Consider the following 22941-nt stretch of genomic DNA (forward strand, 5'->3'; position numbering starts at 1 on the left):
TGCCACTCTCCTTTTTTTACTATGTTAATCTTATCAGATTATCCGTTTGGATTCGAGGAAAATAGATCGTCAACCGCTTGGGAAACTGTTATTTTTTCATCTCGCACTAAATGTTCTAAAGTTGCCATAGCTTGCTTTTTAACAGTGGATGAAAAAAAGTCATCGTATAATCGATCCACAATCATCGTTTTAAACCATTCAATTGTTTGTTCTCTTCTTCTATGTTGCCAAACCGACTTTTCTTTCATCACTTGCTGGAAGTGTAGTATATTTTCCCATACTATATCTAATCCAATTTTATATAGCGAAGATACTGCAAGTGCTGGAGTTTGCCAATTAGGTGAAGACGGTGCTAAAAAATGGAGGATTTGTTTGTACTCCGCAACCGTTTTTTTAGCTAGCTTTTCATTGGATCCATCTGCTTTATGGACAATAATAGCATCCGCAAGCTCCATGATTCCTTTTTTCATCCCCTGCAATTCATCTCCGGCACCTGTAAGCGCTAATAACAAAAAGAAATCAACCATACCTCTTACTATTGTCTCACTTTGACCTACTCCAACCGTTTCCACTAAAATGACATCGTATCCAGCAGCCTCGCAGAGAAGCATTGTCTCTCGAGATTTTTTATGCACGCCACCAAGTGTTCCAGCAGTAGGCGAAGGTCTGATAAACGCATTCGGATGCTTAGCAAGCTCTTCCATTCTCGTTTTATCTCCGAGAATACTGCCTCCAGTCAAAGATGAACTAGGATCGATGGCTAATACCGCAACTTTATATCCTTGATCACAAAGCATTTTACCAAATGCCTCGATAAATGTACTTTTTCCTACTCCAGGCACCCCTGTTATTCCTATACGTATACTATTGCCAGTATACGGAAGTAAGTTTTTTAGTAATTGCTGTCCAATTTGCTGTTGATCATTTACTGTACTCTCAATATACGTTATAGCTTTAGCTAAATGCAGCCTGGAGCCACTTTGAATTTGTCGGATATATTCCTCTTCATTAATTTGAAGAGGCTTTCTTTTAGAAAACTTTTTAATAGAAGCTTTCCCCACCCCATCATGTTGCGATTTAATGCCATTCATCACATGCATAGAAGATTCGTTATTATTATCCGTTTTTGACATTAACCTTCCACTTCCTCGTAGCCAAGACGCTTGTATATCTCTTCGATCACTTTTTGTGCAGCAACCGGAATAACTGTTCCTGGACCGAAAATAGCGGAGGCACCATTTTCACGTAGAAAAGCATAATCCTGAGCTGGAATTACACCACCAACAACAATTAGTATATCCTCTCTACCAAGCTTAGCCAATTCCTCTTTCAATGAAGGAACTAATGTCATATGACCAGCAGCTAAAGAACTTACACCAACAACGTGGACATCATTTTCGACTGCTTGCAGTGCAGTTTCTGCAGGTGTTTGGAATAGCGGGCTAATATCTACGTCAAATCCTAAATCAGCAAATGCAGTTGCAATAACCTTAGCTCCACGATCATGTCCGTCTTGACCCATTTTGGCGATTAAAATACGTGGACGACGGCCTTCATTTTCACGGAAGTCTTCTGCCATTTGTTTTACTGCATTAATCTCTTCTGCATCATTAAAGTTAGCGCTATATATACCACTCACTGAACGGATCACCGCCTTATGTCTTCCAGCCACTACTTCAATAGCATCGGAGATTTCTCCAATAGTAGCACGTTCTCTAGCCGCTATAACAGCAGCTTCTAACAGATTGGTTTCCCCAGTTTTTGCGGCTTCTGTTAAATCTGCTAATGCTTTTAGAACTGCTTTTTCATTACGGTTTGCTTTGACTTTGTCTAAGCGCTCCATTTGTTTTTGACGAACGACTGTATTATCTATATTTAAAATATCTATTGCATCTTCTTGTTCCAAACGATATTTGTTAACCCCAATGATTATTTCTTTCGAAGAGTCGATTTGCGCTTGTTTTTTTGCTGCTGCTTCTTCTATTTTCATCTTAGGCAAGCCTGTTTCAATCGCTTTTGCCATACCGCCTAACTCTTCAATTTCTTCTATCAAAGTCCAAGCTTTTTCCATTAATTCATTTGTTAATGTTTCAACGTAATAGGACCCGCCCCATGGATCGATTACTTTCGTCATATTCGTTTCTTCCTGGAGGAATAATTGAGTATTTCGAGCAATTCGGGCAGAGAAATCTGTTGGCAATGCTATCGCTTCATCTAGAGCATTTGTATGAAGTGACTGCGTGTGACCCATTGCAGCAGCATTAGCTTCTACTAAAGTTCTTGTCACATTATTGAATGGATCTTGTTCTGTTAAGCTCCAACCAGATGTTTGTGAGTGCGTACGAAGAGCAAGAGATTTAGGGTTTTTTGGATCAAAGCTTTGCATCATTTGTGCCCATATTCTACGAGCTGCACGCATTTTCGCTATTTCCATGAAATAATTCATGCCGATTGCCCAGAAGAACGAAAGTCTAGGTGCAAAGGCATCAATATCTATTCCAGCTTCTAGACCTGTTCGCACATATTCTAAGCCATCGGCCAATGTATAGGCTAATTCTATATCCGCAGTAGCCCCAGCTTCTTGCATATGGTAGCCAGATATAGAGATAGAGTTAAACTTAGGCATTTTTTTAGCTGTATAAGCAAATATGTCCGCAATAATTTTCATCGACATTTCTGGAGTATATATATACGTATTACGCACCATATATTCTTTTAATATGTCATTTTGTATCGTCCCGGCTAACTGATCCGGAGTTACTCCTTGTTCTTCTGCAGTCACAATATAGAAAGCTAAAATTGGGAGAACTGCTCCGTTCATCGTCATCGACACAGACATTTTATCCAACGGAATCCCATCAAATAAAATCTTCATATCTTCCACCGAATCTATGGCTACTCCTGCTTTCCCAACATCCCCTGTAACACGTTCATGATCGGAGTCATAGCCGCGATGCGTTGCTAAATCGAATGCAACGGACAGGCCTTTTTGACCCATAGCCAAGTTTCTTCTATAGAAAGCGTTACTTTCTTCTGCTGTTGAAAATCCAGCATATTGGCGGACCGTCCAAGGCTTTGCCACATACATCGTCGGATAAGGTCCTCTAGTGTTTGGAGCAATCCCAGGTAAGTCATTTACATGCGGTAAGGTAGATGAATCTTCTCGATTGTATAAGGACTTTAAATGAATTCCTTCATTCGTTAAAAAGGATTCAGTTGCACTAGGTGTTGCGTTACTTTCTTTTTGTAACACCTGTTCAATAGATACTTTATCGTAATTAGGCATGGTCATTTGAATCCTCCTTTTTTGCAAGTGCTAACAGTTCAAAGCCTTTTTCAAAAAGAGATTGCCCTGCAAAAATTCTACCGTTTAATCCAGCTTCCAGCCAATCAGCATACTCTTCAAACTGACCTGCAACATCTAGTGGAATCGATATATTTTCATTTAGGATAGCTGGAACTAATCCAGCTGACTGCTCATCGTTTCCAACAAAGACCCCGTAGTCTATTTCATTTTCGTCAATCCATTTTTGCATCTCAAACGGCTTTAAGTTCTCGGGTGCAACTATTGATTTCAAACCAATAGAAGTTAAATACCCACTTACGAAATCCATACGAGCTTTGTACTCTTTTAAAAGGCCATATGGAAAAATAGCAGTTTTTAAGGGATTGCTCAAAAATGCTTGTCTCAATTGTTCAAATGGTTCTGCTAATCGTTTATAGCCTGTACCATTCAGCTTGAATATTAAAGAATCATCTGGGTTAGCGTACACATTAGTCCCGATTAAAGATTTTTTGCGAGTAGCAAGTGCTTCCAACTGTTCTTCCCATTTGGACTCTGCTCTTTCTTGCAGTTTAAAAATTGCTAATTCGAATGACTTTTCTTTTATCAACTCCAAGAATAATGCCCATGCTTTTTCAACTAATTGTTTCGTCAGTGTTTCAATATAATAAGAGCCACCTGAAGCGTCCATCACTCGTTGAATATGTGTCTCTTCCTTTAATACTAACTGCATATTCCGTGCAATTCTCTTAGATGTTGGATTTGCACTTGTTAATATGTCATGTGGAAAGCTTGTTACACTGTCCGCTCCTCCAAGTACTGCCGCAAGCGTACTATTTGCTGCTCGTAAAATATTCACAGTTGCATCAAGTGCTGAGAATGATCTCAAGGAAGTTTCAGCATGGACAGGAATAGCATTGATATTCTCCTGTCCATGTGCTTCTCCAAATGCTTTCCAAAGTACCCGAAATGCACGGATTTTCGCAATTTCCATAAAGAAATTAGTGTCCACAGAAAATTGAGCGAATGCTTTTTCTGCGATTCTCTCTATACTGCTTTTTTGAGTCATGTAATCTGCCTGTAGTAAGACACTCACTAACTCACTAACAGCGTCTCCTCCTGCTTGGTGAATAGCTGTCCCATCCAAGTACACTGTTCTTGTATGAGGCATATCCGTATCTCTAGATCCTTTAACAGCACCTTTGATTGTTTTGAAACTATGTATGAATGTTGGATCATGAGATATATCAAGCAGTACTGGATGTAGCTCAACCAAAGCAGATAATTCTTCCAATTGGGATTTAGTCCACTGATGATGAGCTTCTAGCTTGTAATGTATTATGTTATTTCCTTTTGCTAAGGCATCTTGTAAATCTATTAATATATTTTCACTGGTATTCCCCGTCGCCTGCTGTGCAATGAGCCAATCAGCAGTTTGTTTAGCGCTTCGTATAGAATTTGTTTGTTGTATAGACATATTTTCCAAATCGGCTAATGAATAAAGCGGTTTCAAAATAATTTCCTCTAAAGTCTTGGTAGAAAGAGATTCTAATGATTTACCCTTAAGTGATTTAACGGCAACTTGCTCCCACTCGGAAAGTGTTGCTTCTTTAAATTCCGTTTGTTTCATATCTTGTATAGTCATAAAATCGCTTTCGCTTCCCCCTCTGGTATTACTTTAACCTAATGATATTTTACCTCAGAAGAGTGTTGGATGAAAGAGCTATTGTATATCAACATTAAATACATTGTTTAATATGCGCTAATGCTTAAATTTTTTAGAATATATTCATTATTTCGTGAATTTCAATTTAAATCACTATTTTATATGGTAAAATGGAAAAATCTTAATAGAATTGGGGAATGAGAATGGTCACATTTGATAAGCCAGAAGTAGAACAATTTTTTCAGACTTTAACGGTGGAAAACTTCACTGTCAGTCCTGATGAAAAGCAATTAGTAATTAGTTCAAATCTGAATGGTCACTTTAATATTTGGGGAATGGATTTACCAAGCCAATTCCCGTATCCACTAACATTTAATAATCAAAGTGTAGATTTCTTAACATACGCTAAAACTGGTGAATTTATGGTGGCTGGTTTTGATACAGATGGAGATGAGAATACACAAATTTACGCACTTTCGCCTCAAGGTGGAAAACTTATTTCACTTCGTAGTAATGAAGGCGAACGACATTTCTTCAACTACTTGACGACAGATGGAAAACGTCTTTATTATTCAACAACAACAGGAAATGCATCCTTCCTTAATAGTCATCTATACGATATAGAAACCGGAGAAGATAAAGTTCTATTGGAAGGAACAATTGCTCCTACTTCTATAGAGGCTGTTTCTCCAGCTGAAAAAACTTTTGTTTCAAGTAAACAATTTGGAAATACATACTCTCTAGCCTATGTTCATATTGGTAATGAGACTTTCCTTATGACGCCTGAGACGAAAGAGCAGCACACAGTATCAGAAGCACTTTACACTTCAGAAACAGAAATCTACTTTTTAACAAATTATAATTCTGATTTAACCTATTTAGCGAAGTTCGACTTAGAAGCGAAGGAATTCAAGAAAGTCTTAGAAATAGAGAAAGAGGATTTTTCTAGTATCCATTTTTCTAAGAAAACAGCGAGCCTCTATCTAGTAGGATCTTATGGAGTAGAAGACCGGCTTTATGAATTCCATTTAACAAATGAGACACTTAAAGAAGTCAAAGCACCGACTAGTGTCGTAGAAAAAGTAGTCATTATGCCATCAGGTAATCTATATATCCAAGGAAGAACTTCCACAAGACCAAACAATGTCTTTGTATCGAAAGATAACAGCGAATCATGGGAAGAGTTAACTCGTTTTCGAATTCCAGGGGTTCCAGAGGAGATACTAGTAGAACCTACTATTTTAACTTACCCTTCTTTTGATGGTCTAGAAATCGAGGCCCTACTTTTCCAAGCAAAAGAAGAGTATTCCAATGGCCATGTTATTCTGTGGCCACATGGGGGTCCTCAATCCCTGGAGAGAAAATGGTTTCGTTCCATGTTCCAATTCCTTCTAAACAGAGGGTATTCCATTTTCGCACCAAACTTCCGTGGCTCTTCTAACTACGGCTTGAAGTTCATGAAAATGGTAGAAGGTGATTGGGGACATGGACCCCGCCTGGATAATTTGGAAGGATTAGAATGGTTAATAAAAGAAGGATATGTGGATAGAGATAAGATTCTCCTACTTGGTGGAAGTTATGGTGGTTATATGTCTCTTTTACTACACGGACGCCATGCCGAGTATTTCAAGGCAGTTGTAGATATATTCGGTCCTAGTAATCTATTCTCATTTGTAGATTCCGTACCTGAGTTTTGGAAATCATTTATGATTCAATGGGTAGGTGACCCAGTAAAAGACAAGGAGAAGTTCATAGAGGATTCTCCAATTACTTATTTAGATGGGATGACAAAACCTATGCTAGTTATCCAAGGAGCTAATGATCCTCGTGTTGTCCAAAAAGAATCCGACCAGATTGTCGCTGCATTGAAGGAAAAAGGCGGAGATGTGGAATATATTGTTCTACCGGATGAAGGTCATGGTTTCTCCAAAAAACAAAATGAAATATTTGTGTATAGTAAAATGTTGGAATTCTTAGATCGGTTTATTTAATCTAAATCTTCCTAAACTACGTAATACTAAAAAGCAGGATAACCATAATATTGGTTATCCTGTTTTTTTTTTGTATTCATTAACCTCGTTGTTGTTCTTTCGTTGGTCCCATAACACCCGGTACAGGAAGTCCTGCTTGACGTAGAAGGACCGTCATTTGACCACGATGATGTGTTTGATGATCAAGAAGTTTGTGTAGCAAAACTCCTCTAGTTGTTTCTCCTGCAAAGCTTTGAATCTTCTCGATCAATCTGTCATCTGTAAGATTAGTTTTCGCTTCCGTTTTAACAGCCTCGACGATTTTTTTATATGTTTCGACAATGTCTTTAACCGTTATTGCTTCTTTGTTTTTATCAACGGCTGCTTCCACATTTAATCCTACTAATCCTGCGAAAAATACGGGACTTGTCGCAAGATGCCACCCTAACCAACCAAGAGTACTATGTCCTTCAACAATCGCTTGATCTAATTTTTCATCAGTTAATGACTGGAGCACGCTTAATGTCCCCTCTGCTGCATCAGACCAATCCGTTATAAAATCATTTACCGTTCTATACAATTATATCGACTCCTATTCGTTCATACTTTCTTTTCCATTGTAAGTAGTCTTCAAGGTTTATTCAACTATAGTAATCCGCGACTATAGAAGTTATAGACATAACTTAGTTTCTAGTATGCATATGATACTTGACGGGTTCCTCAAGCGAAAGGAGTTTTACTTTGGCCGATACTACAAAAAAACATTTATACTGGTGGTTTATATTGATAATCTTCCTCTTAGGAATAGTAACTTTTGCAAATATAATAGACCATACAGAAAAGGAACAAACAGTTAAAGAAGATATTTCTGCCTTGCCATTTTATAAAAAAATGGCAAAAGAAGAGCTAAAAGAAAAAATAGTACAAAGTCATAAAACACCAGAAGTAATTGCAGCAGCATTAATTATGCAAGATTTCGGAATAACCCCGCAAGAAAAGGAAGATGCCGTACTTTCTTCTAGATTTGAAAGTGGTGTAGTCGAAACGATTGCATTAGAGCAAAACTTTAAATCTGCTGAATCCTTAAAGTTGTCCATATTAAACCGTACAGTAGACTTTATGAAGGCGATGAACGCACTTGATGATGTTAGCCAAGCCACATTAATAGTACAAGCGCCCCTAACAGATCGTTATGGCAATGTGGAAAATGGAGATGTAATGGTAGTTCTAATGAGCAAAGAAACGTTAAATAAAATTAACTTTGAAAACTTTAATCCAGGGAATCTCTCTTTCGTGGCAGATAGCTACTGGGAACACCCCGCTTTATCATTACCATAATAAAAATGCCCGTACTCTGACTCAAAAAACCCATTTCAAATAGAAATGGGTTTTTTGAGTAATATAGAGTTACCGGTCACTTTTCATCAATCGTATAGCCTGTATCGATAGTCTAACGAGTAATACCGCACATAAGAACAGTCCCACATATGCTGCTGTATTCAAGTAGACTGCAAATTCTGCCTCTATAAACTGACCAATTGCAAGGAGGGCAACGGATATAATACCGAAAGTAATGCCTACCATAAGCAAGATGAAGCGAGAAAATAATTGCGTAACAAACATAGAATTACTTTTATCTGAAAAGATATCATGATGTAACGTAATTTTGCCACTTTCCACTCGCTGAATGAGATGATCTACTCTTCTTGGTATTTTACGTAAGGTAGGTAATAGTAATGCGAATTCCTCTTCCAACCGCTCTATTGTCTGCTTTGGTTGTTTAAATGGCTTTTTCCATAACGAAGCCATATATTCAGTAGAATATTCTTTCGCTTCATTAAAAATGTCAAAGTCCCTTTTTATCATGTGTAATGTTCCGTCAAGTGTGATCAGTGCTCTAAGTGCAATTCCTACCGATGGGTAGAAAGATAATCCGAATTTATGGACTACTTCAAAGAAGGCTTGTATCAATTCCTCTGTTGGAATATGAGAAATATAGGAAATCCGCAACAATAATTGCGCCATTGCATGTTCTAACTTCTCTCGCTCAACATGATCTACATCTTCCACTAGTAGTGACAGTGCATCAAAGAGAATATCCGCATCATTGTGTTGAATGCCTAATAAGAATAACTTCATACCTTCCTGCTGAGGTTGTGCCAATCGACCCACAGCTCCAAAGTCTAAGAAAATAGGAGTTCCGTCTACATCATCTATAAAGATATTGCCTGGATGTGGATCTGCATGAAAGATTCCAGAATACAGTAATTGATCAAAAAATGAATATAAGACAGTCCTTGCAAACTGTTCTCTGTCCGCTCCAAGTGATCGAAATAACGTATCTCCATTTGCTACACTCTGTCCATGAATGTATTCAAAAACAATTAAATGATTATTGCTTAGTTCCGTGTATATATGAGGTATTCTCACTTTATACGAACTATCTTGCAAGGCAGTAGTGACTTGGATAGCATTTCGCATTTCAATCTCAAAATTAACTTCTTCTCTTAAATTTTCTGCAAATCCAATTGCAAGCTCGCGAAACCCAAGTTTTTCAGCCCATGTAGATTTGTCAGAGAACCATGAAGCAAAGTCTACTAATATATTTAAATCATCACGCATCATATCTTTTATATCAGGCCGTAAAATTTTCACTACTACTTCTTTATTGTTTTCACGAAGAATAGCTTTATGTACTTGCCCTATAGATGCTGATGCAAGAGGTGTCAAATCGAATTCAACAAACATATCCTCCATATTATATGGTAGATGAGCTGCTAAAATGGAATTGACCTGTTCATTGGTTAAAGGTTTTACATGCTGCTGAAGTAATTCGAGTTCCTTTATGAAAGCAACAGGCAATATATCTCCTCTTGTAGAAAGTACTTGCCCAAACTTCACAAAAATTCCACCAGATTGCTCCAATGTTTGTCTAAAAGCTTTTGCTAGTTCACGTTCGCTTTCTTTAAACTTCGAATATTTTATGGTCCGTGAAATACCATTTTTCATAGCAATTTGGACAACTTGTCTCATTCGCCTCTGACCACGCCACTGTTTTCGTAAACGAATCCAAATGGATTTATTGCCCGATACTCTTTGCCCTTTCTCTCCAATGGCCATTGGATCAAATAATTCAAAGAAAAGATAAAGTAACATAGAGATGAGCAACATACTTCCAATCCATATGATTGTGCTGACATCCATGTACGTATAAACAAAACTCTCAGACATGAAATCTGTTCCGCGTAAATAAGCATACCAATATACAAAGGAAGTAAAGAAAACGCTTATTACTACTGCCAAAATACGTTTGATGAAATTAATTTGTGAGCCCATTAAACGTCCACTTACAAAAAAGATGAAGCTTGAGATTACTAAAACTTGAAATAATATCTTCACATAAATCACGAACAGCACATCCTTTCATTCACTTATTATCTCTTCCCTTTCTTTCATTCTATTAATCTTCAATCGCTTTCACAAATAAATTCCATATTAAATTTAAATGTATAAAGACAATAATGCTTCTAATACTACATGAATAACACTGAAATAAGGATGAGGCATGTATTATTACAAAGAAGAATTGATAAACCAAATTGTTCCAGACCAGCCAGATTCAGCTGACGCAAAGGTTCTACAAGAAATATTAGGCGGTCATTATGGTGAAATGCGAATGATGATGCAGTACTTTTTCCAAAGTTCCAACTTTAGAGGGAAAGATACGCAATTCCGCGATTTATTGCGCGGCGTATTTCTAGAGGAAATTGCACATGTAGAACTTGTACAAAATACGATCAACCAATTATTAAATGATTCCGGTGAATCGGCTGTTCCTGGCAACGCGGGTGTAGATGGGGCACCACTAAATGATGCCGTCAAACACGCCAATCCACACCACTTTATCATTGGTGCTCAAGCTTCATTGCCAGTAGATGCAGCAGGGAATCCTTGGAACGGATCATGGGTTTACAGTCACGGGAATTTAATCGGAGATTTACTCAACAATCTTGTGCTAGAATCTACGGGTGTGCTACAAAAAACGAGGATATATGAAATGAGCTCTAACAAGGCATTCCGAGAAACGCTTGCGTTCCTTATAGTACGGATAATTCCCATCAGAATGCATTTGCAAAAGCATTAGAAACGTTAGGAGTACAATGGGGCAAACTCTTCCCTGTCCCGAATTATGATATTAACAAATACCCAGAATGTCGAAAGTATATAGATATGGGTTATCACAATTCCGCATTTAACTTCCGACTAGATCCAAATAGATTGGCTGAAATAATTCAGGGTACTACTCCTAGTCGTAATGGGGGTACTATGATGGTTACTGATCCACCCGCTGGTTTTCCAGTACCATTGATGCCCGAAATGCCAAATGAACATAGTCCGGGTCTAAGTGATATGCAAAATTAACGAACAATTAAACTCAAGTAGAATTTTCACTTGAGTTTTTCGTCGTTTATAAATGACTACTACACCTCTTGTATGAACTTTACTACATTATACTCACAAGTTGGACATACCATTAAATGTGGACATATTTGATCTTTGGCTGTGTTTGGATAGCCATCCCCCATTTTTACCGTCTCCTCGTCATTGTAATGACCATACGGATCTAAAAAATCAGATACTTTTCCTGAGTTCTCTAGCGGAGAATTGCATGTTGGGCAATCGATATTTAATACTTTTAATGAGTTACATAGAGGACAAACAGCCATTGTATCTCTCCTTTTTGTTTTCTTACTTAGTATCAATCTATACAAAGAGTTTATACAGATTCATCGAGTAATAATCGAAAGGCGTAAAAGTTTGGTGCTGCAGTAATTATGGGAAAAGATTTAATACCGGTGGTAATAACAGTAAAAACATTGCACTTAAAACAAGGTATTTTGATAGTTTCTTCGGGAGTTTTTGTCTCCCTTTCCCTTTATACCAACCACTAAATTGCCACTTATTTCTATAAAGAACAAAAAATAAAACAAAAGCGGCAATAAAACCGAAACCAGTATATTTTTCAGCAGTAATTCCTATTTTCAAGTAAATTGAATTTATTACAAAGGTGATTATGCCAACTACAATAAAAAACAGAAAAATAATTCGGATTAACTCCAGTAATGTTCTCATCTTTATCTCCTGTCGTTGCTGATGATTCTTATTACACGTTAAATCTCATATCCTATTTTTTTCGTCCAATTGGTAAAACCAATTTTCAATAACTTCTCAGCCGCTTCAGCTGGACTCATTTGAAAAGAATTTTTTACCCAAATTGTTAAATATCCAATCGTTCCATAACTGGCAAATATGGCATAATCCTGATCATCGAATACAAGTAGTAAATGAGCCGCCAATCTATTGGACAGTTTTTGAATAGCGTTCGTATCAGAGAATTCTAATTCATAAAACGAACGATATTCAAAAATATGTTCGCATAAGTGAAGAGTCATTGGTTTACCCCATTGGTTGAATTCCATTTCATAAAATGATAGAAAATGGCCATTCAAGGTGCGTCTTACATCCTCCATCAGCTCATATTTATCTGCAAAATGCAGATAAAAAGTAGAGCGAGAAAACCCAGCCTTTTGAATAATTTCTTTTACTGACAACTCTTCAAAGCTTTTTTTGTGTAACAACTGTAAAAATGCTTCAATGATCGTTTCTTTGCCTATTTTCAATTGTGACACCCCTCTGGACATTTTGAGTGAAACTGTCTTGTTACTTCATGGACGAATGCGTTTACAATAATGGTATAACAAGCATAGGAGGAAGTAAACATGACAAAAAACGTTTATGTAATTACAGGTGGTTCAGGTGGAATGGGTAAAGCAACTGCTGAACTAGTCGGTAATAAAGGAACTCTATTATTAGCAGATGTTTCGGAAGAACGATTGATCCTAACGAAAGAAGAACTGGCAGCTAAAGGTATTACTGATGTACACTATCAAACAGTTGATATCACTTCAAAAGAAAATGTTGCTCTCTTAGCCAAAAAAGCTTCCCAGTTAGGTACGTTGAAAGGTCTTGTTCACACTGCTGGTCTATCACCTACAATGGCAGATTCTAAACGCATTACAGAGGTGAATTTAGTAGGTACAGGAATTATATTAGATGCATTTCTTCCACTAGCAACTTTAGGTACTTCAGTTGTTTGTATCTCCTCTATGAGTGGACACATGGCTCCTCGACAAGGACCTTATACAGAAATCTTAAAAAATCCGTTGGCTGATAATGTAATTGAAACAATGGAACAGTTTTCCCAAGGCGACTCAGGTGCATCATATAGTCTTTCTAAATTAGGAGTGCTTCTAATTGTAGAAGACCAAGCCTGGGCTTGGGGGGAGAAAGGTGCTCGAATTACATCCATTTCACCTGGTACGATAAATACGCCTATGGGTCGCCAAGAAGCTTCCCAACAAGAGCAGATGAAAATGATGCTGGAGATTACGCCTTTACGACGTGAAGGTGAAGCATCTGAAATTGCTACAGCTGTTGAGTTCTTACTTAGCGATGCCGCTTCATACATTACAGGTATTGACTTACGCGTTGATGGTGGCACTATCGCTAATTTAAATCGCGTTCAAGGGTTAAAAAACCAAGATTAATCAAAAATTATATTTGAAAGTAGATAGAGACTGATTTATTCTATCTACTTTTTTTATTGTTAGAAAACTCATAAGTTTAAATCTAGTAAATTGAGGTACATATAAACTAAGCCTACAAATCTTAAATATATACTGGAGGAAGAAAACATGAAAAGAAAAATGATTGCTTTACCATTAGCTTTATCATCTTTATTAATACTTGGTGCTTGTGGAGATGACGAGGATACGGAAATACAAGATATTGAAGTAAATGACCCAATGTTAGAAGATGATGGAGAAAATGATACAGGCATTGAAAACGAAGCAAATAATGAGGAAGAAAAAATAGAGGACGTAGAAGAAAATGAAGAGCCAGAAACACAGGATGAAGGTTCTGTAAACGATTCAGTTGATGATGCGAACGACTAAACATTAGCTCAAACGCCTGATGTTGGCACCAATAAAAGCACTATTCACTTTTAGTGAATAGTGCTTTTTTTAATGCTTCCAGTACCCGCCATAGACAAAAAAGAGAAACGTTTGAGCAACGTTCCCCTTCGTATTTTTTAAATGAAGCTCATAGGAAAACTACGTAAAATCTCTTAAACTTTAAATGTATTCCCATATGGTTCAAAAATCCATGTTTACATACTTTCTAATTCATTGTTCCTTTTTCAGGAATCCAAATATTCTTCTTTTAAGATAGAATAATGTACACTATCTACTAGTTGCCCTTTGATCATTTGGTTTTTACGAAGGATACCCTCACATTTCATACCTAAACGATCCAATACTTTTCCAGAAGCACTATTCTTAACCTCATGTGCTGAAAATACACGCTCTAGCCCCATTACATTAAAAGCTAAACTTAGTATTAGTTTCCCCGCTTCTGTCATGTAGCCTTTACCCCAGTAATGCCTATTTAATGTAAAGCCTAGGTCTCCACTTTTGTTCCAATCATCCACCCTAAACTCGATAGCGCCTACCATTTTGTTGCTTTCTCTCAGTACAATAGCATATTTACCGATAGGCTCTTTCACAAAATAATTTGCAATTAAATTTTTAGTTTGCTCCAAATCTTTATGGTGTTCATAAATAAAACGTGTAGTTTCTTCATCAGATGTATATTCAAACATATCTTCAGCATCATTGAGCGTAATTGGACGTAATAAGAGACGTTCACTTTCCATCTGATTGTGCTTAACTAGTAATAGGTTTAAATTATTCATGTGCTCTCTCCACTTCATTTCTCTGTTTTTCTGCTGTTATTTCTACTGGCATTTTTAATTACTTACTTCCGATTAGTCCTCATAAAAGTGACTCCCTCGTTTTATAAAGTACGGATATAGTAATCAAAAGTTTCGTTATTGATAGGGACTTTTCACGTTACCTTTTCAGTTCCTAAATTTCTTTATCGCAGTTACTAAAATGGCAATAAGAAAAACAATAATACTGTTTACTATTAGATATTGACCTAGTTGGAAACCATAAAATATTGCAAAAGCATCACGAATAATAAATACTGCTAATGCCCCACCGATTGTCCCAAACAAAACTGCTAATAACAATATTATAAAGGCAGCAAAATATAGACTTTTCTTTTTTCTGTAATATATAAACCCAATAACATTTGCAATAATGATAAAAAAGTACATAAGTATTATAAGAAAGATATCCATAGAATGCCCCTTTGACAAACAAATTTTACCGATAAAAACTAGAAATCTCTAGGAGTAAAGCACTCGAAAGACAAAGAAATTTCAGTTAATTAATCTATTAGATAGTACATCAGTACATTCAAAAATGATAGCAGTTTCTAAGGAAACAATTTACTCTTTAAAATCAATTATGATGCCATTCTCACTTGTTATATGATCTTGAAATGCCTCTGCATTATAATATTCATCTAACTCGTGTAGAATCATATGCAAGTCATCTAAAATTGGATCTCCTTTTTCTACCTCATTGTCAATAGCTTGCTCAGCTAATTGAACAGCCATTTGAAATTCCTCTATTTTTTCTTCGCCAGGCACAATTTCATTTAAATAAAATAATATACTATCTAAATATCTCTTATAGGTAGAATAATCCATACGACCTGGTAGAAATATAGCATTATCTGTAATAAGTGCAGCTCTTAGGTGAGCGACATAGAGATTGTAGTTTGAGTCGGAATAATCATAATCCTCATGCGTATTAAGTTTCTCAGGATACCAAAAATAATCAAAGTATGCACCAACTTCTAATTCTTCTTTTTCCTTCTCGTCATCTTCAGTTGCTATAACCTCCGTTGGTTCTTCTCCATTTTGATTCAAAATTAATTCACTTTCTGTATTAGAATCAGCAGCATTTTCTTTTGTACCTTCTATATTATTAGAGACAAAATTAAATCCGAAGATTAATAGTCCAACCGAAAATGCTAATGTAAGACCGTTCGCAAAATAGCTGTTTTTCTTTTTGCGTTTCTTTTCTATTTCATCGATTTTTCCTAATACTCTTTTTTTATTTTCTTCTGTAAATGTAGTGTTTATTTTTTCTTCAAAATTAAATTCTTTTAAATGTTTATCCAAGAATGATACCCCCTTCATTTATTAATTCTCTTAATTTACTTCTTGATCGAGACAAACGTGATTGTAATGTCGGTTCCTTCTCGTTTAATATGAAGCTAATCTCTTTGATAGATAATTCTTTGAAGTAATAAAGAATAACGACTTCTCTATATTTAATAGGCAATTCCATTACTTTCTCAAAGAGTCCTTCCTTGATAGTGCTTTGTAGGTACTCTTCTGGTACTTCATTTAATTTTGAGGATATTGAATTCCTAGTAATTCTCTCGATTAATTTACTTTGACGTAAACGATGACCTCTCAAATGATCTTTACACTTATTCGCAGCAATTGAGTAAATCCAGCTTTTAAGTGATGATTTACCTTTATATGTACTTAGTTTCAAATATACAGTCACAAAGACTTCTTGCGTTACATCATCTGTATCCGCTTCATTATGTAAGTAGGTATAAACAAATTTTTTAACATCGTTACCGTATGTATTCATGATAATTTCTACAGCCTTAATCGGATTAGCCTTTAGCACATCTAGGCCATCTAGTCCGTAAGAATTGAAATGAATCGGTAATATTTCCTTACTATCCAACAAAATCTCCCCTTTCCATCTCTCTATATATAAGACGATAGTAATCATGAATATATTGCGTTTTTTCAATAAAATGTAAGGATACGCTAAAGATAAAGGTTGATTTTAATATAAATAAAAAAATGAGCTGAGTATGTTCAAAAAGCTCATTTATTTTACTAAAGCACCCATTAGTTATATAAAGACTACATCCTGAGTTCTATAATTATAAATCGAAGAAATGAAAAGAACCTATTAAACAGACAAAAGCTATTATCCATAAAGTCAAATACGTAGGTTTTTTTAGTTCTCTATCTAATGTTGGTATGGATTGAATAGCTTTGACAACAACCCCTGAAAAAATAGCTACCATAAATGCTCCTAACAACGTAGTAATGTCGATTACATATTCATCAATTAGTCTAAACAGAATAACCGCAAACGCTACTGAAGCACCAGAAAGAAAATGCTTTAAATTCATTTGAATCCCCTTTTCTCATTACAATTTACTCTTATTAATCTTCTTAAATAATTCCCCTTACAATAACTGCTTCTACAACCTTTTAAAAATACCTGCTTATTCAATTAACCTGCCGCTTTAGTTCAATAAGAAAAAGGCTTTACTCCTTCTTGAAGTAAAGCACCCGTTAGTTGTCTAATAACCCGTTCAGTTCAATGGTACAAACATTCAAAATAACATTAGAATTAGCAGTATATTTATATGTAAATTATCATCGAAATTAACATATCAATTAGCTTTATTTTTGACGCATAAAATGGCTTAGTTCTCCTTGAGTGAGAACTAAGCCATAACTATTTCGATATCCCAATCTTCCATTAACGCACCCGTTAGTTGAAAATAATTCAATGATATTTATACAAACCAATTATAGCAATTATTGCCGCCACACTAAAGAATGACCAATTAACAATTCGTCTTTCTTTTACTGTAAGAAATTTGGATTCCATAAATCTTAAACTACTTAGGATAAAAACAAGTCCAAACATTATGAGTCCACGTCCTGTGACATCATCTATGATTAAAATGTACCTAAGACCAGCAAGAAAAATTAATAAAGTACCTATATATCCAATGACAATATAAAAGTAATGGTTCTTTATACTATCCACCAACTTCCACTTCCTCTCAATTGCAAATCCTTCTTTAAGTATGCCTTCTTATTAAACTAACTGCTGCGTTAGTTGAATATTCGACAATGGAAATTTATTTATCACGTTATATAATCATACTTTTATTTTTAAAAAATTCGAGTATCCAAAAATTTAGGAATGTAATTATTGGAATGAAAAACATCAATACACCTATACCTAAACTACTAAATAATCCTTCTGTCTGTTTATGAAATGTTTGAACGTCTAACTTGTAAAGTAGGATTGTTGCTATTGACAGAATAAGTGTATTTATACTAAATGCAACTAACCTTGCTTGCCATTTCTTGTTCTTCATTTTCAATAACCAAATAGAAGTTAGCATAGAAGCGAGTAAAGAAAACACTAAAATAATGATAAACACTATATTCAAAACCATCCCCCTAATTTAAGTAATTGCGTACGTTAGTAGAATAAGACAAAATTTAACATCTACCTTATACTATACAGCCATTTTTAAAATATTCAAAATAGCATTAACATTATAACAAGCTATTTAGCATTGTTTTTCCAAATAACAATAACCATTGTTACTTGGATGATTTAGTTGCTATTAGTTGTGTTAAAAGGGTATTTAATTCAGTGAAAATCGCTATATATCAATGAAAAATGGACTGTTAATTATATGTCAATTAACAGCCCACTTATGTGTTTAATTTAAGTTTTGTACCACTCAACTGAACGGGTTAGTTGTCTAAGCACCGTCACCGTCTCTTTTATTACACATTATCTGCGTGATATAATTTTATAGGTAAGTTCCATACATACAGAAAGGAAGGTTAGATGTCCAAAAATAATAATGTATATATACGACCTCTTATACTCTCAGATGCTGTCGAATTACTAAGTTTAGAAAAGAGAAATCAAGCATTTTTTGAAAACTATTCTATAAATCACCCAGAAAATTACTGGACTTTAGCAACTCAGAAAGAATTAATCGAAAAATGGGAACAAAATACAAAAAAAGAAATAGAATATAGGTTCGGAATTTTTAAAATTAATGATGATATTCTTATAGGTACTATTGGTTTGTTTCAAGTTCTCCGTGGACCTCGTGAAAGTGCACTTTTAGGCTATTCTTTAGACCAAGAACATAATGGCAAAGGTTATACTACGGAAGCTACTAATTTAGTTGTTAATTATGCTTTCGAAATTCTAAAATTACATCGAATTGAAGCTGGAGTTATGCCAGTTAACATTGGTTCCATTCGAGTATTAGAAAAGGCTGGTTTCCATAAAGAAGGAATAGCTAAGAAAAATGTTAAGATTAATGGTTCTTGGGAAGATCATCAAATGCTAGCTATATTAAATCCGAATGACTAACCTTGTAATTCATTCTAATTATTAGACAATCTCTATCTCCACTCATTTAAATTATGAGTGGAAGTTTTATTATTTTTTACGTAAAGTCCTGCTTTAACACAGAATGTGGAAGAAAAATACGTTCTTCCATGGAAGTTGAATAAGACTAGATTTTCTTATTGAACTAACCTGCCGCGTTACTTCAATAAGAAAAAAGGCTTTCCTCCTTCTTGAAGTAATGCATCCGCTAGTGATAAGTACAACTCCGCAAAAAATCCTCTATATTACACAGTCCCAATTGTTTTATCATCATTTTTTATACAGGCAAAATTGAGAATTAGTATATAGAACGGATAAACTATCAATCCTCCTGTTGCTAAAAGACCAGTAACAGGATTGGGGGTATCTCCACCATTAGTTATTGGAAATAAAGATGCGATTACATAAATTAGAAGAACAAAATAGGGTACCCAAAGAATTACTGTGAAAAAGTTCGCCTTTCGTCCACGCAACCACTTTTTTGTTAAGATAAGGATTAGTATTGTACCACCTATAATCTTAATAATAAGCGTTATGCCCGCTAGAATATTTACCGTCCTAATTTCCCAATTTGTCAGTCTACTAATTCTATACACATTTAACATAAGTTCAAGAGGAACAAATACCATAAGAGCGTACAGAATACTAACAACATTTAACTTCAAGAAATATTTCATATAATAAGCCCCCAATAATAATTAGCTCTTATTCAACTAAACTAACCTGCCGCGTTACTTCAATAAGAAAAAAGGCTTTCCTCCTTCTTGAAGTAATGCATCCGCTAGTTTAAGTACATATGAAACCGACTGTTATCCAAAATAATTATTAAACCACCAAACAACAAGAAATATACCCCCTACTCCCCAAGCAGTGCTACTCCTTATCCACCAAATTACGGATTTAGCTTTTGAGGAATTTTCCTCCTTGTCCATATTTGCTTTTATAAAAGCGACCTTACTTTCCATACCTTTTTTCATAGTAACGAGAACAACTAATCCGATTAGCATGAAACCAGTAGTTATCCAGAGTAATAAGTCCACCTTCTCCCCCCCCTTTTTTTATGAATTACTTTCCTTTCAATCTTCTTTATTCAACTAACTTGCTGCTTTACTTTAATACGTTTGAAACCAATAGATGTTCCAATTTTATATAAATTTTCCATTTATAATCAGAAAAAAGCTTTATCCCTTGTTGAAGTAAAGCACTCGTTAGTTGAAGAAGCATTTTTTATCCTTCAAGTAAGACTACGTAAACAATTTCTTCCTCTTCCAATTCAATAATCAAATTATAGGTATCATCATCATTGGACTCATATATTTTCGTCCCTACTGGTAATTCAGTAGCTACGCCATCTTTAAATAACCACTTATTACTGGTTTGTCTAGTGATTTCGCCGAGTTCTTGGCCTTTTATAAGTTCTAATTCTTGAACCCTCTCTATGTTGGAAGCATTCAAATAAACTAAACCATTCCATTGAAAGATATCTGCATCTTCATTTTCTTTTATTATGTCGCTTGCTGTTGGATTACCTACACTTTGTGAACATCCAGAAAGAAAAAATAAAAATATTAGACTAATAGTGATAGTTCTCATAAATAACCCCTATCTGTTGTTCCGTCCGTTGATATCTTAATGAACTAAACTACTACTTTAGTTCATTAAGAACAAAGGCTTTACTCCTTCTTGAAGTAAAGCACTAGTTAGCCCCTCTATACAGTAAACAACGCAGAAATACAGAGGTTGAAAAGCGTTTTAGCAATTATGAGCTGATACATCTGTAATTAAAGCCTATTATAAACTCGACTATAATCACGTGGCAAAGTTGTTTTTTTGGTCAAATCTTCTGTTTTTTCATTGACCATTAATGACTTTCTTTTTTGTTTCTTTTTCAGAATTTTTCCCGTATCTTTGGTAGCGATGCCTTCTGCTATCTTATTAAAACAATAAATTAATAACATAAATACTAAAATAGGAGGAATAATCATCCAATATTGCTTTGTCGTAAATACTTCTCTTGAAATAGAAATCATTCCGGATAGCTCATATATTTCGGGAACTAAACGCCCAGGAGAGTCCGGATAACTTCTTGCACCCCCAACAAAAAGAGATAATATACCTAAATGAACAAACATTTGTAGAACTTGAACCACATGCTGCGTCCAGTACAGTAAAAGCTTATTCCATAATTGAGGGTTCAAATGCTTGTTGATAATCCAAATTAGGGAGCCTCCCATCACCACCGAGCTTTGTACATATTCTTTTTTCAGTGCATCATTCATTTCATTTCCAATGAGACTAGTTGTTACCGGTAATACAATAAGGGACATGATCATTATTTGAATAAACAATCTCTCCCCAAGAGTTGTTTCCCAAGCTCCTGTAGAAGTGGTCAAGACTGGTACAAGTAAAATAAACACTAACAATGTCAAAGGTAAAAAGTGCATACCATCAGCTATAGAGTTGATTATTTTTCTGCCTTTTCTGTTTAAAAAGAAAACATAAATAACCCCAAAGATATATCCAATTACTACACGAATGGTGGCAATAATCAATGTTACGAGAATTGTATACTTAATACCAACTAGTAGCTGTTGGAATATAGAATAGCCATATGGATCTGTACCGAATATCATGCTTGAAGATGGTGGGTGTGGAGCTCTACTCACAATTTTTCCGGCTTCATTATAGACAAAATTAATCTGTTCAATATGATCATCATAAAAAAAGAAATAGCCAAAGCTAATTGCTAACAAGGATAGTAAAATGAACAGCGGAATCTTAAAGATAAAATTATTAAAAGGATTAAGCTTTACCTTGAAACTCTTTATACTTTTCATCAGGAAGATAGATTTCCATTGTTCTTTATCAAATAAAGGCACATGCATTTTTTCAAAAAGAACATTTCGCTCCGTTTCTCCCTTATTTACCATTCTTTCTCCTATTTGATAAAAAATATAAAATGGCGTGAAAATGGAAATTAATATAAAGGTTATGCCCTGTGGACTAAAATCATGGCGTAAATAGTAGAGAATCCCTTGAATACCAAAAAGATATTCAATGATTAACAAGGAAGACAATGTAAGCCAGACAATTGATTTTGATTGATGGAAGACACTTTTTAAGACATTCGACGTACAATGTTTAATCAAAATTTGCATTTTCGATAACCCTTTAGATTTTGCAAGATCTACATAGTGCTGTTCCATCTCTAACGCGAACAGGACTACGAAAAGTTTAAAAAATAAGATAGTCGGCACGACAGCTAAGCAGAGAATAGGTGCTGCGTAAACCTTCTCCCCACCTAAACTATAAAAAGATAAAAAACGATAGCCAGTAATTAAATAAACTTGTACAACTGCAATTTGAAAAATATATATGTATGTGATATCAGGAATGGTCGTTAAAAGTTCAGAAACACGTGACATAAGCTTTTTAAAATTTCCTTTGCTACTTGCTGTCATTACAGCAAATAGAAAGGATACGAATAGAGAAAATAATAAAGCAAGAACAAGTATTGTCATAGAATAAAGATATGGCCCCTCAAAGTAACTACTTAGAGAAAATGGAATCGTTTCTATTGTTGTTAATGATAAGTTGAATGATTTGTAATTGAGATGCCATTCAGATGGGGTTATCAAAGCTGTACATACACTAATAAACTCTTTAAAAAACAGTTTAAAATTGAAAAGACTTCCTTGTGTAAAGAGAATAGGTACACAACTTAATAAAATAATCCCAAATACACCCAGGATATACTTTTGTATGGACAAACTTAAATTTTTCATAATTCCC

The 22941-nt window shown here is 35.2% G+C and carries 24 protein-coding genes and 1 pseudogene; 6 read left to right on the forward strand and 19 right to left on the reverse strand.

The window, feature by feature from the left end; translation table 11 throughout:
- Window positions 1–38: 38 nt before the first annotated feature.
- The 3 genes from meaB to MHI47_RS09710 are packed head-to-tail and all read right to left on the reverse strand — an operon-like array spanning window position 39 to window position 4928.
- Window positions 39–1133: a methylmalonyl Co-A mutase-associated GTPase MeaB gene (meaB, locus tag MHI47_RS09700; protein WP_340830631.1), complete on the reverse strand. Its 1095-nt coding sequence runs from the start codon at window positions 1131–1133 to the stop codon at window positions 39–41.
- Complete coding sequence (gene scpA / locus MHI47_RS09705) at window positions 1133–3286, reverse strand: methylmalonyl-CoA mutase (protein WP_445678310.1); 2154 nt, start codon at window positions 3284–3286, stop codon at window positions 1133–1135. The genes meaB and scpA overlap by 1 nt, the downstream gene beginning before the upstream one ends.
- On the reverse strand, window positions 3279–4928 hold the full coding sequence (locus tag MHI47_RS09710; RefSeq protein WP_340830633.1) for a methylmalonyl-CoA mutase family protein: 1650 nt from the start codon (window positions 4926–4928) through the stop codon (window positions 3279–3281). Before MHI47_RS09710 ends, scpA begins: the two co-directional genes overlap by 8 nt.
- Before the next feature lie 224 nt (window positions 4929–5152).
- Between MHI47_RS09710 and MHI47_RS09715 the strand changes: the two genes are divergently transcribed.
- The gene (locus MHI47_RS09715) at window positions 5153–6940 is read left to right on the forward strand and encodes a S9 family peptidase (RefSeq protein ID WP_340830634.1); all 1788 of its coding nucleotides are present in this window, start codon (window positions 5153–5155) and stop codon (window positions 6938–6940) included.
- A gap of 79 nt (window positions 6941–7019) precedes the next feature.
- Here MHI47_RS09715 and MHI47_RS09720 read toward each other — a convergent pair whose 3' ends face one another.
- Window positions 7020–7499, reverse strand: coding sequence for a DinB family protein (locus MHI47_RS09720; protein ID WP_093534037.1), 480 nt, complete (start codon window positions 7497–7499; stop codon window positions 7020–7022).
- A 161-nt stretch (window positions 7500–7660) separates the two neighbouring features.
- Here MHI47_RS09720 and MHI47_RS09725 point away from each other — a divergent pair, with 161 nt between their 5' ends.
- The gene (locus MHI47_RS09725) at window positions 7661–8257 is read left to right on the forward strand and encodes a hypothetical protein (RefSeq protein WP_340830635.1); all 597 of its coding nucleotides are present in this window, start codon (window positions 7661–7663) and stop codon (window positions 8255–8257) included.
- A 69-nt stretch (window positions 8258–8326) separates the two neighbouring features.
- Here the strand turns inward: MHI47_RS09725 and MHI47_RS09730 are convergent, their stop codons facing one another.
- Window positions 8327–10327, reverse strand: coding sequence for an ABC1 kinase family protein (locus tag MHI47_RS09730; protein ID WP_340830636.1), 2001 nt, complete (start codon window positions 10325–10327; stop codon window positions 8327–8329).
- A gap of 157 nt (window positions 10328–10484) precedes the next feature.
- Between MHI47_RS09730 and MHI47_RS09735 the strand changes: the two are divergent.
- Window positions 10485–11341 (forward strand): annotated as a pseudogene (locus MHI47_RS09735) (manganese catalase family protein).
- Between the two features lie 59 nt (window positions 11342–11400).
- Here the strand turns inward: MHI47_RS09735 and MHI47_RS09740 are convergent.
- The 3 genes from MHI47_RS09740 to MHI47_RS09750 all read right to left on the reverse strand — a co-directional run bounded on the left by MHI47_RS09740 (window position 11401) and on the right by MHI47_RS09750 (window position 12600).
- Complete coding sequence (locus MHI47_RS09740) at window positions 11401–11646, reverse strand: hypothetical protein (protein ID WP_340830637.1); 246 nt, start codon at window positions 11644–11646, stop codon at window positions 11401–11403.
- Window positions 11647–11752: 106 nt separating this feature from the next.
- Window positions 11753–12052 (reverse strand): hypothetical protein, encoded by a 300-nt coding sequence (locus tag MHI47_RS09745; RefSeq protein WP_340830638.1) that lies wholly within the window; start codon window positions 12050–12052, stop codon window positions 11753–11755.
- A gap of 38 nt (window positions 12053–12090) precedes the next feature.
- Window positions 12091–12600: a TetR family transcriptional regulator gene (locus tag MHI47_RS09750; protein WP_340830639.1), complete on the reverse strand. Its 510-nt coding sequence runs from the start codon at window positions 12598–12600 to the stop codon at window positions 12091–12093.
- A 99-nt stretch (window positions 12601–12699) separates the two neighbouring features.
- Between MHI47_RS09750 and MHI47_RS09755 the strand changes: the two genes are divergently transcribed.
- Together MHI47_RS09755 and MHI47_RS09760 are read left to right on the forward strand one after the other, a co-directional pair.
- Window positions 12700–13527: an SDR family oxidoreductase gene (locus tag MHI47_RS09755; protein ID WP_340830640.1), complete on the forward strand. Its 828-nt coding sequence runs from the start codon at window positions 12700–12702 to the stop codon at window positions 13525–13527.
- Window positions 13528–13674: 147 nt separating this feature from the next.
- Window positions 13675–13935, forward strand: coding sequence for a hypothetical protein (locus tag MHI47_RS09760; RefSeq protein WP_340769324.1), 261 nt, complete (start codon window positions 13675–13677; stop codon window positions 13933–13935).
- Window positions 13936–14180: 245 nt separating this feature from the next.
- On the opposite strand, the gene MHI47_RS09765 is transcribed toward MHI47_RS09760, so the two are convergent.
- From MHI47_RS09765 to MHI47_RS09795, 7 genes are all read right to left on the reverse strand, one after another.
- Window positions 14181–14735 (reverse strand): GNAT family N-acetyltransferase, encoded by a 555-nt coding sequence (locus MHI47_RS09765; RefSeq protein ID WP_093534022.1) that lies wholly within the window; start codon window positions 14733–14735, stop codon window positions 14181–14183.
- Between the two features lie 165 nt (window positions 14736–14900).
- Entirely contained in the window at window positions 14901–15185 is a 285-nt protein-coding gene (locus MHI47_RS09770) for a 3-isopropylmalate dehydrogenase (protein ID WP_093534020.1), read from the reverse strand.
- A 150-nt stretch (window positions 15186–15335) separates the two neighbouring features.
- Window positions 15336–16076, reverse strand: a complete 741-nt coding sequence (locus tag MHI47_RS09775; RefSeq protein WP_093534018.1) for a hypothetical protein — start codon at window positions 16074–16076, stop codon at window positions 15336–15338.
- Complete coding sequence (locus tag MHI47_RS09780; RefSeq protein ID WP_340830641.1) at window positions 16069–16662, reverse strand: sigma-70 family RNA polymerase sigma factor; 594 nt, start codon at window positions 16660–16662, stop codon at window positions 16069–16071. The genes MHI47_RS09775 and MHI47_RS09780 overlap by 8 nt, the downstream gene beginning before the upstream one ends.
- 202 nt (window positions 16663–16864) lie before the next feature.
- Complete coding sequence (locus tag MHI47_RS09785; RefSeq protein WP_340762367.1) at window positions 16865–17119, reverse strand: hypothetical protein; 255 nt, start codon at window positions 17117–17119, stop codon at window positions 16865–16867.
- Window positions 17120–17502: 383 nt separating this feature from the next.
- On the reverse strand, window positions 17503–17769 hold the full coding sequence (locus MHI47_RS09790) for a hypothetical protein (protein ID WP_340830642.1): 267 nt from the start codon (window positions 17767–17769) through the stop codon (window positions 17503–17505).
- Window positions 17770–17875: 106 nt separating this feature from the next.
- The gene (locus MHI47_RS09795; RefSeq protein WP_340830644.1) at window positions 17876–18181 is read right to left on the reverse strand and encodes a hypothetical protein; all 306 of its coding nucleotides are present in this window, start codon (window positions 18179–18181) and stop codon (window positions 17876–17878) included.
- 410 nt (window positions 18182–18591) lie between these two features.
- Here MHI47_RS09795 and MHI47_RS09800 point away from each other — a divergent pair, with 410 nt between their 5' ends.
- Window positions 18592–19131, forward strand: coding sequence for a GNAT family N-acetyltransferase (locus MHI47_RS09800; protein ID WP_340762375.1), 540 nt, complete (start codon window positions 18592–18594; stop codon window positions 19129–19131).
- Between the two features lie 263 nt (window positions 19132–19394).
- Here the strand turns inward: MHI47_RS09800 and MHI47_RS09805 are convergent, their stop codons facing one another.
- The 4 genes from MHI47_RS09805 to MHI47_RS09820 form a co-directional block, all read right to left on the reverse strand.
- A complete protein-coding gene (locus MHI47_RS09805) occupies window positions 19395–19826 on the reverse strand; it encodes a hypothetical protein (protein WP_340830645.1) in 432 nt (143 codons plus the stop codon).
- A 132-nt stretch (window positions 19827–19958) separates the two neighbouring features.
- The gene (locus tag MHI47_RS09810; RefSeq protein ID WP_093533974.1) at window positions 19959–20189 is read right to left on the reverse strand and encodes a hypothetical protein; all 231 of its coding nucleotides are present in this window, start codon (window positions 20187–20189) and stop codon (window positions 19959–19961) included.
- Window positions 20190–20376: 187 nt separating this feature from the next.
- Window positions 20377–20742 (reverse strand): hypothetical protein, encoded by a 366-nt coding sequence (locus MHI47_RS09815; protein WP_340830646.1) that lies wholly within the window; start codon window positions 20740–20742, stop codon window positions 20377–20379.
- Between the two features lie 188 nt (window positions 20743–20930).
- Complete coding sequence (locus MHI47_RS09820; protein ID WP_340830647.1) at window positions 20931–22934, reverse strand: ABC transporter permease subunit; 2004 nt, start codon at window positions 22932–22934, stop codon at window positions 20931–20933.
- Window positions 22935–22941: the final 7 nt, after the last annotated feature.

Source organism: Psychrobacillus sp. FSL H8-0487 (assembly GCF_038008385.1).
GTDB lineage: Bacteria > Bacillota > Bacilli > Bacillales_A > Planococcaceae > Psychrobacillus > Psychrobacillus psychrotolerans.

Excerpts from the sequence above, each read along its gene's own strand:
- meaB (WP_340830631.1), bottom strand. The coding sequence starts at position 1,133 with ATGTCAAAAACGGATAATAATAACGAATCTTCTATGCATGTGATGAAT.
- scpA (WP_445678310.1), bottom strand. The coding sequence starts at position 3,286 with ATGCCTAATTACGATAAAGTATCTATTGAACAGGTGTTACAAAAAGAA.
- MHI47_RS09710 (WP_340830633.1), bottom strand. The coding sequence starts at position 4,928 with ATGACTATACAAGATATGAAACAAACGGAATTTAAAGAAGCAACACTT.
- MHI47_RS09715 (WP_340830634.1), top strand. The coding sequence starts at position 5,153 with ATGGTCACATTTGATAAGCCAGAAGTAGAACAATTTTTTCAGACTTTA.
- MHI47_RS09740 (WP_340830637.1), bottom strand. The coding sequence starts at position 11,646 with ATGGCTGTTTGTCCTCTATGTAACTCATTAAAAGTATTAAATATCGAT.
- MHI47_RS09745 (WP_340830638.1), bottom strand. The coding sequence starts at position 12,052 with ATGAGAACATTACTGGAGTTAATCCGAATTATTTTTCTGTTTTTTATT.
- MHI47_RS09755 (WP_340830640.1), top strand. The coding sequence starts at position 12,700 with ATGACAAAAAACGTTTATGTAATTACAGGTGGTTCAGGTGGAATGGGT.
- MHI47_RS09760 (WP_340769324.1), top strand. The coding sequence starts at position 13,675 with ATGAAAAGAAAAATGATTGCTTTACCATTAGCTTTATCATCTTTATTA.
- MHI47_RS09765 (WP_093534022.1), bottom strand. The coding sequence starts at position 14,735 with ATGAATAATTTAAACCTATTACTAGTTAAGCACAATCAGATGGAAAGT.
- MHI47_RS09770 (WP_093534020.1), bottom strand. The coding sequence starts at position 15,185 with ATGGATATCTTTCTTATAATACTTATGTACTTTTTTATCATTATTGCA.
- MHI47_RS09785 (WP_340762367.1), bottom strand. The coding sequence starts at position 17,119 with ATGAATTTAAAGCATTTTCTTTCTGGTGCTTCAGTAGCGTTTGCGGTT.
- MHI47_RS09800 (WP_340762375.1), top strand. The coding sequence starts at position 18,592 with ATGTCCAAAAATAATAATGTATATATACGACCTCTTATACTCTCAGAT.
- MHI47_RS09805 (WP_340830645.1), bottom strand. The coding sequence starts at position 19,826 with ATGAAATATTTCTTGAAGTTAAATGTTGTTAGTATTCTGTACGCTCTT.
- MHI47_RS09815 (WP_340830646.1), bottom strand. The coding sequence starts at position 20,742 with ATGAGAACTATCACTATTAGTCTAATATTTTTATTTTTTCTTTCTGGA.
- MHI47_RS09820 (WP_340830647.1), bottom strand. The coding sequence starts at position 22,934 with ATGAAAAATTTAAGTTTGTCCATACAAAAGTATATCCTGGGTGTATTT.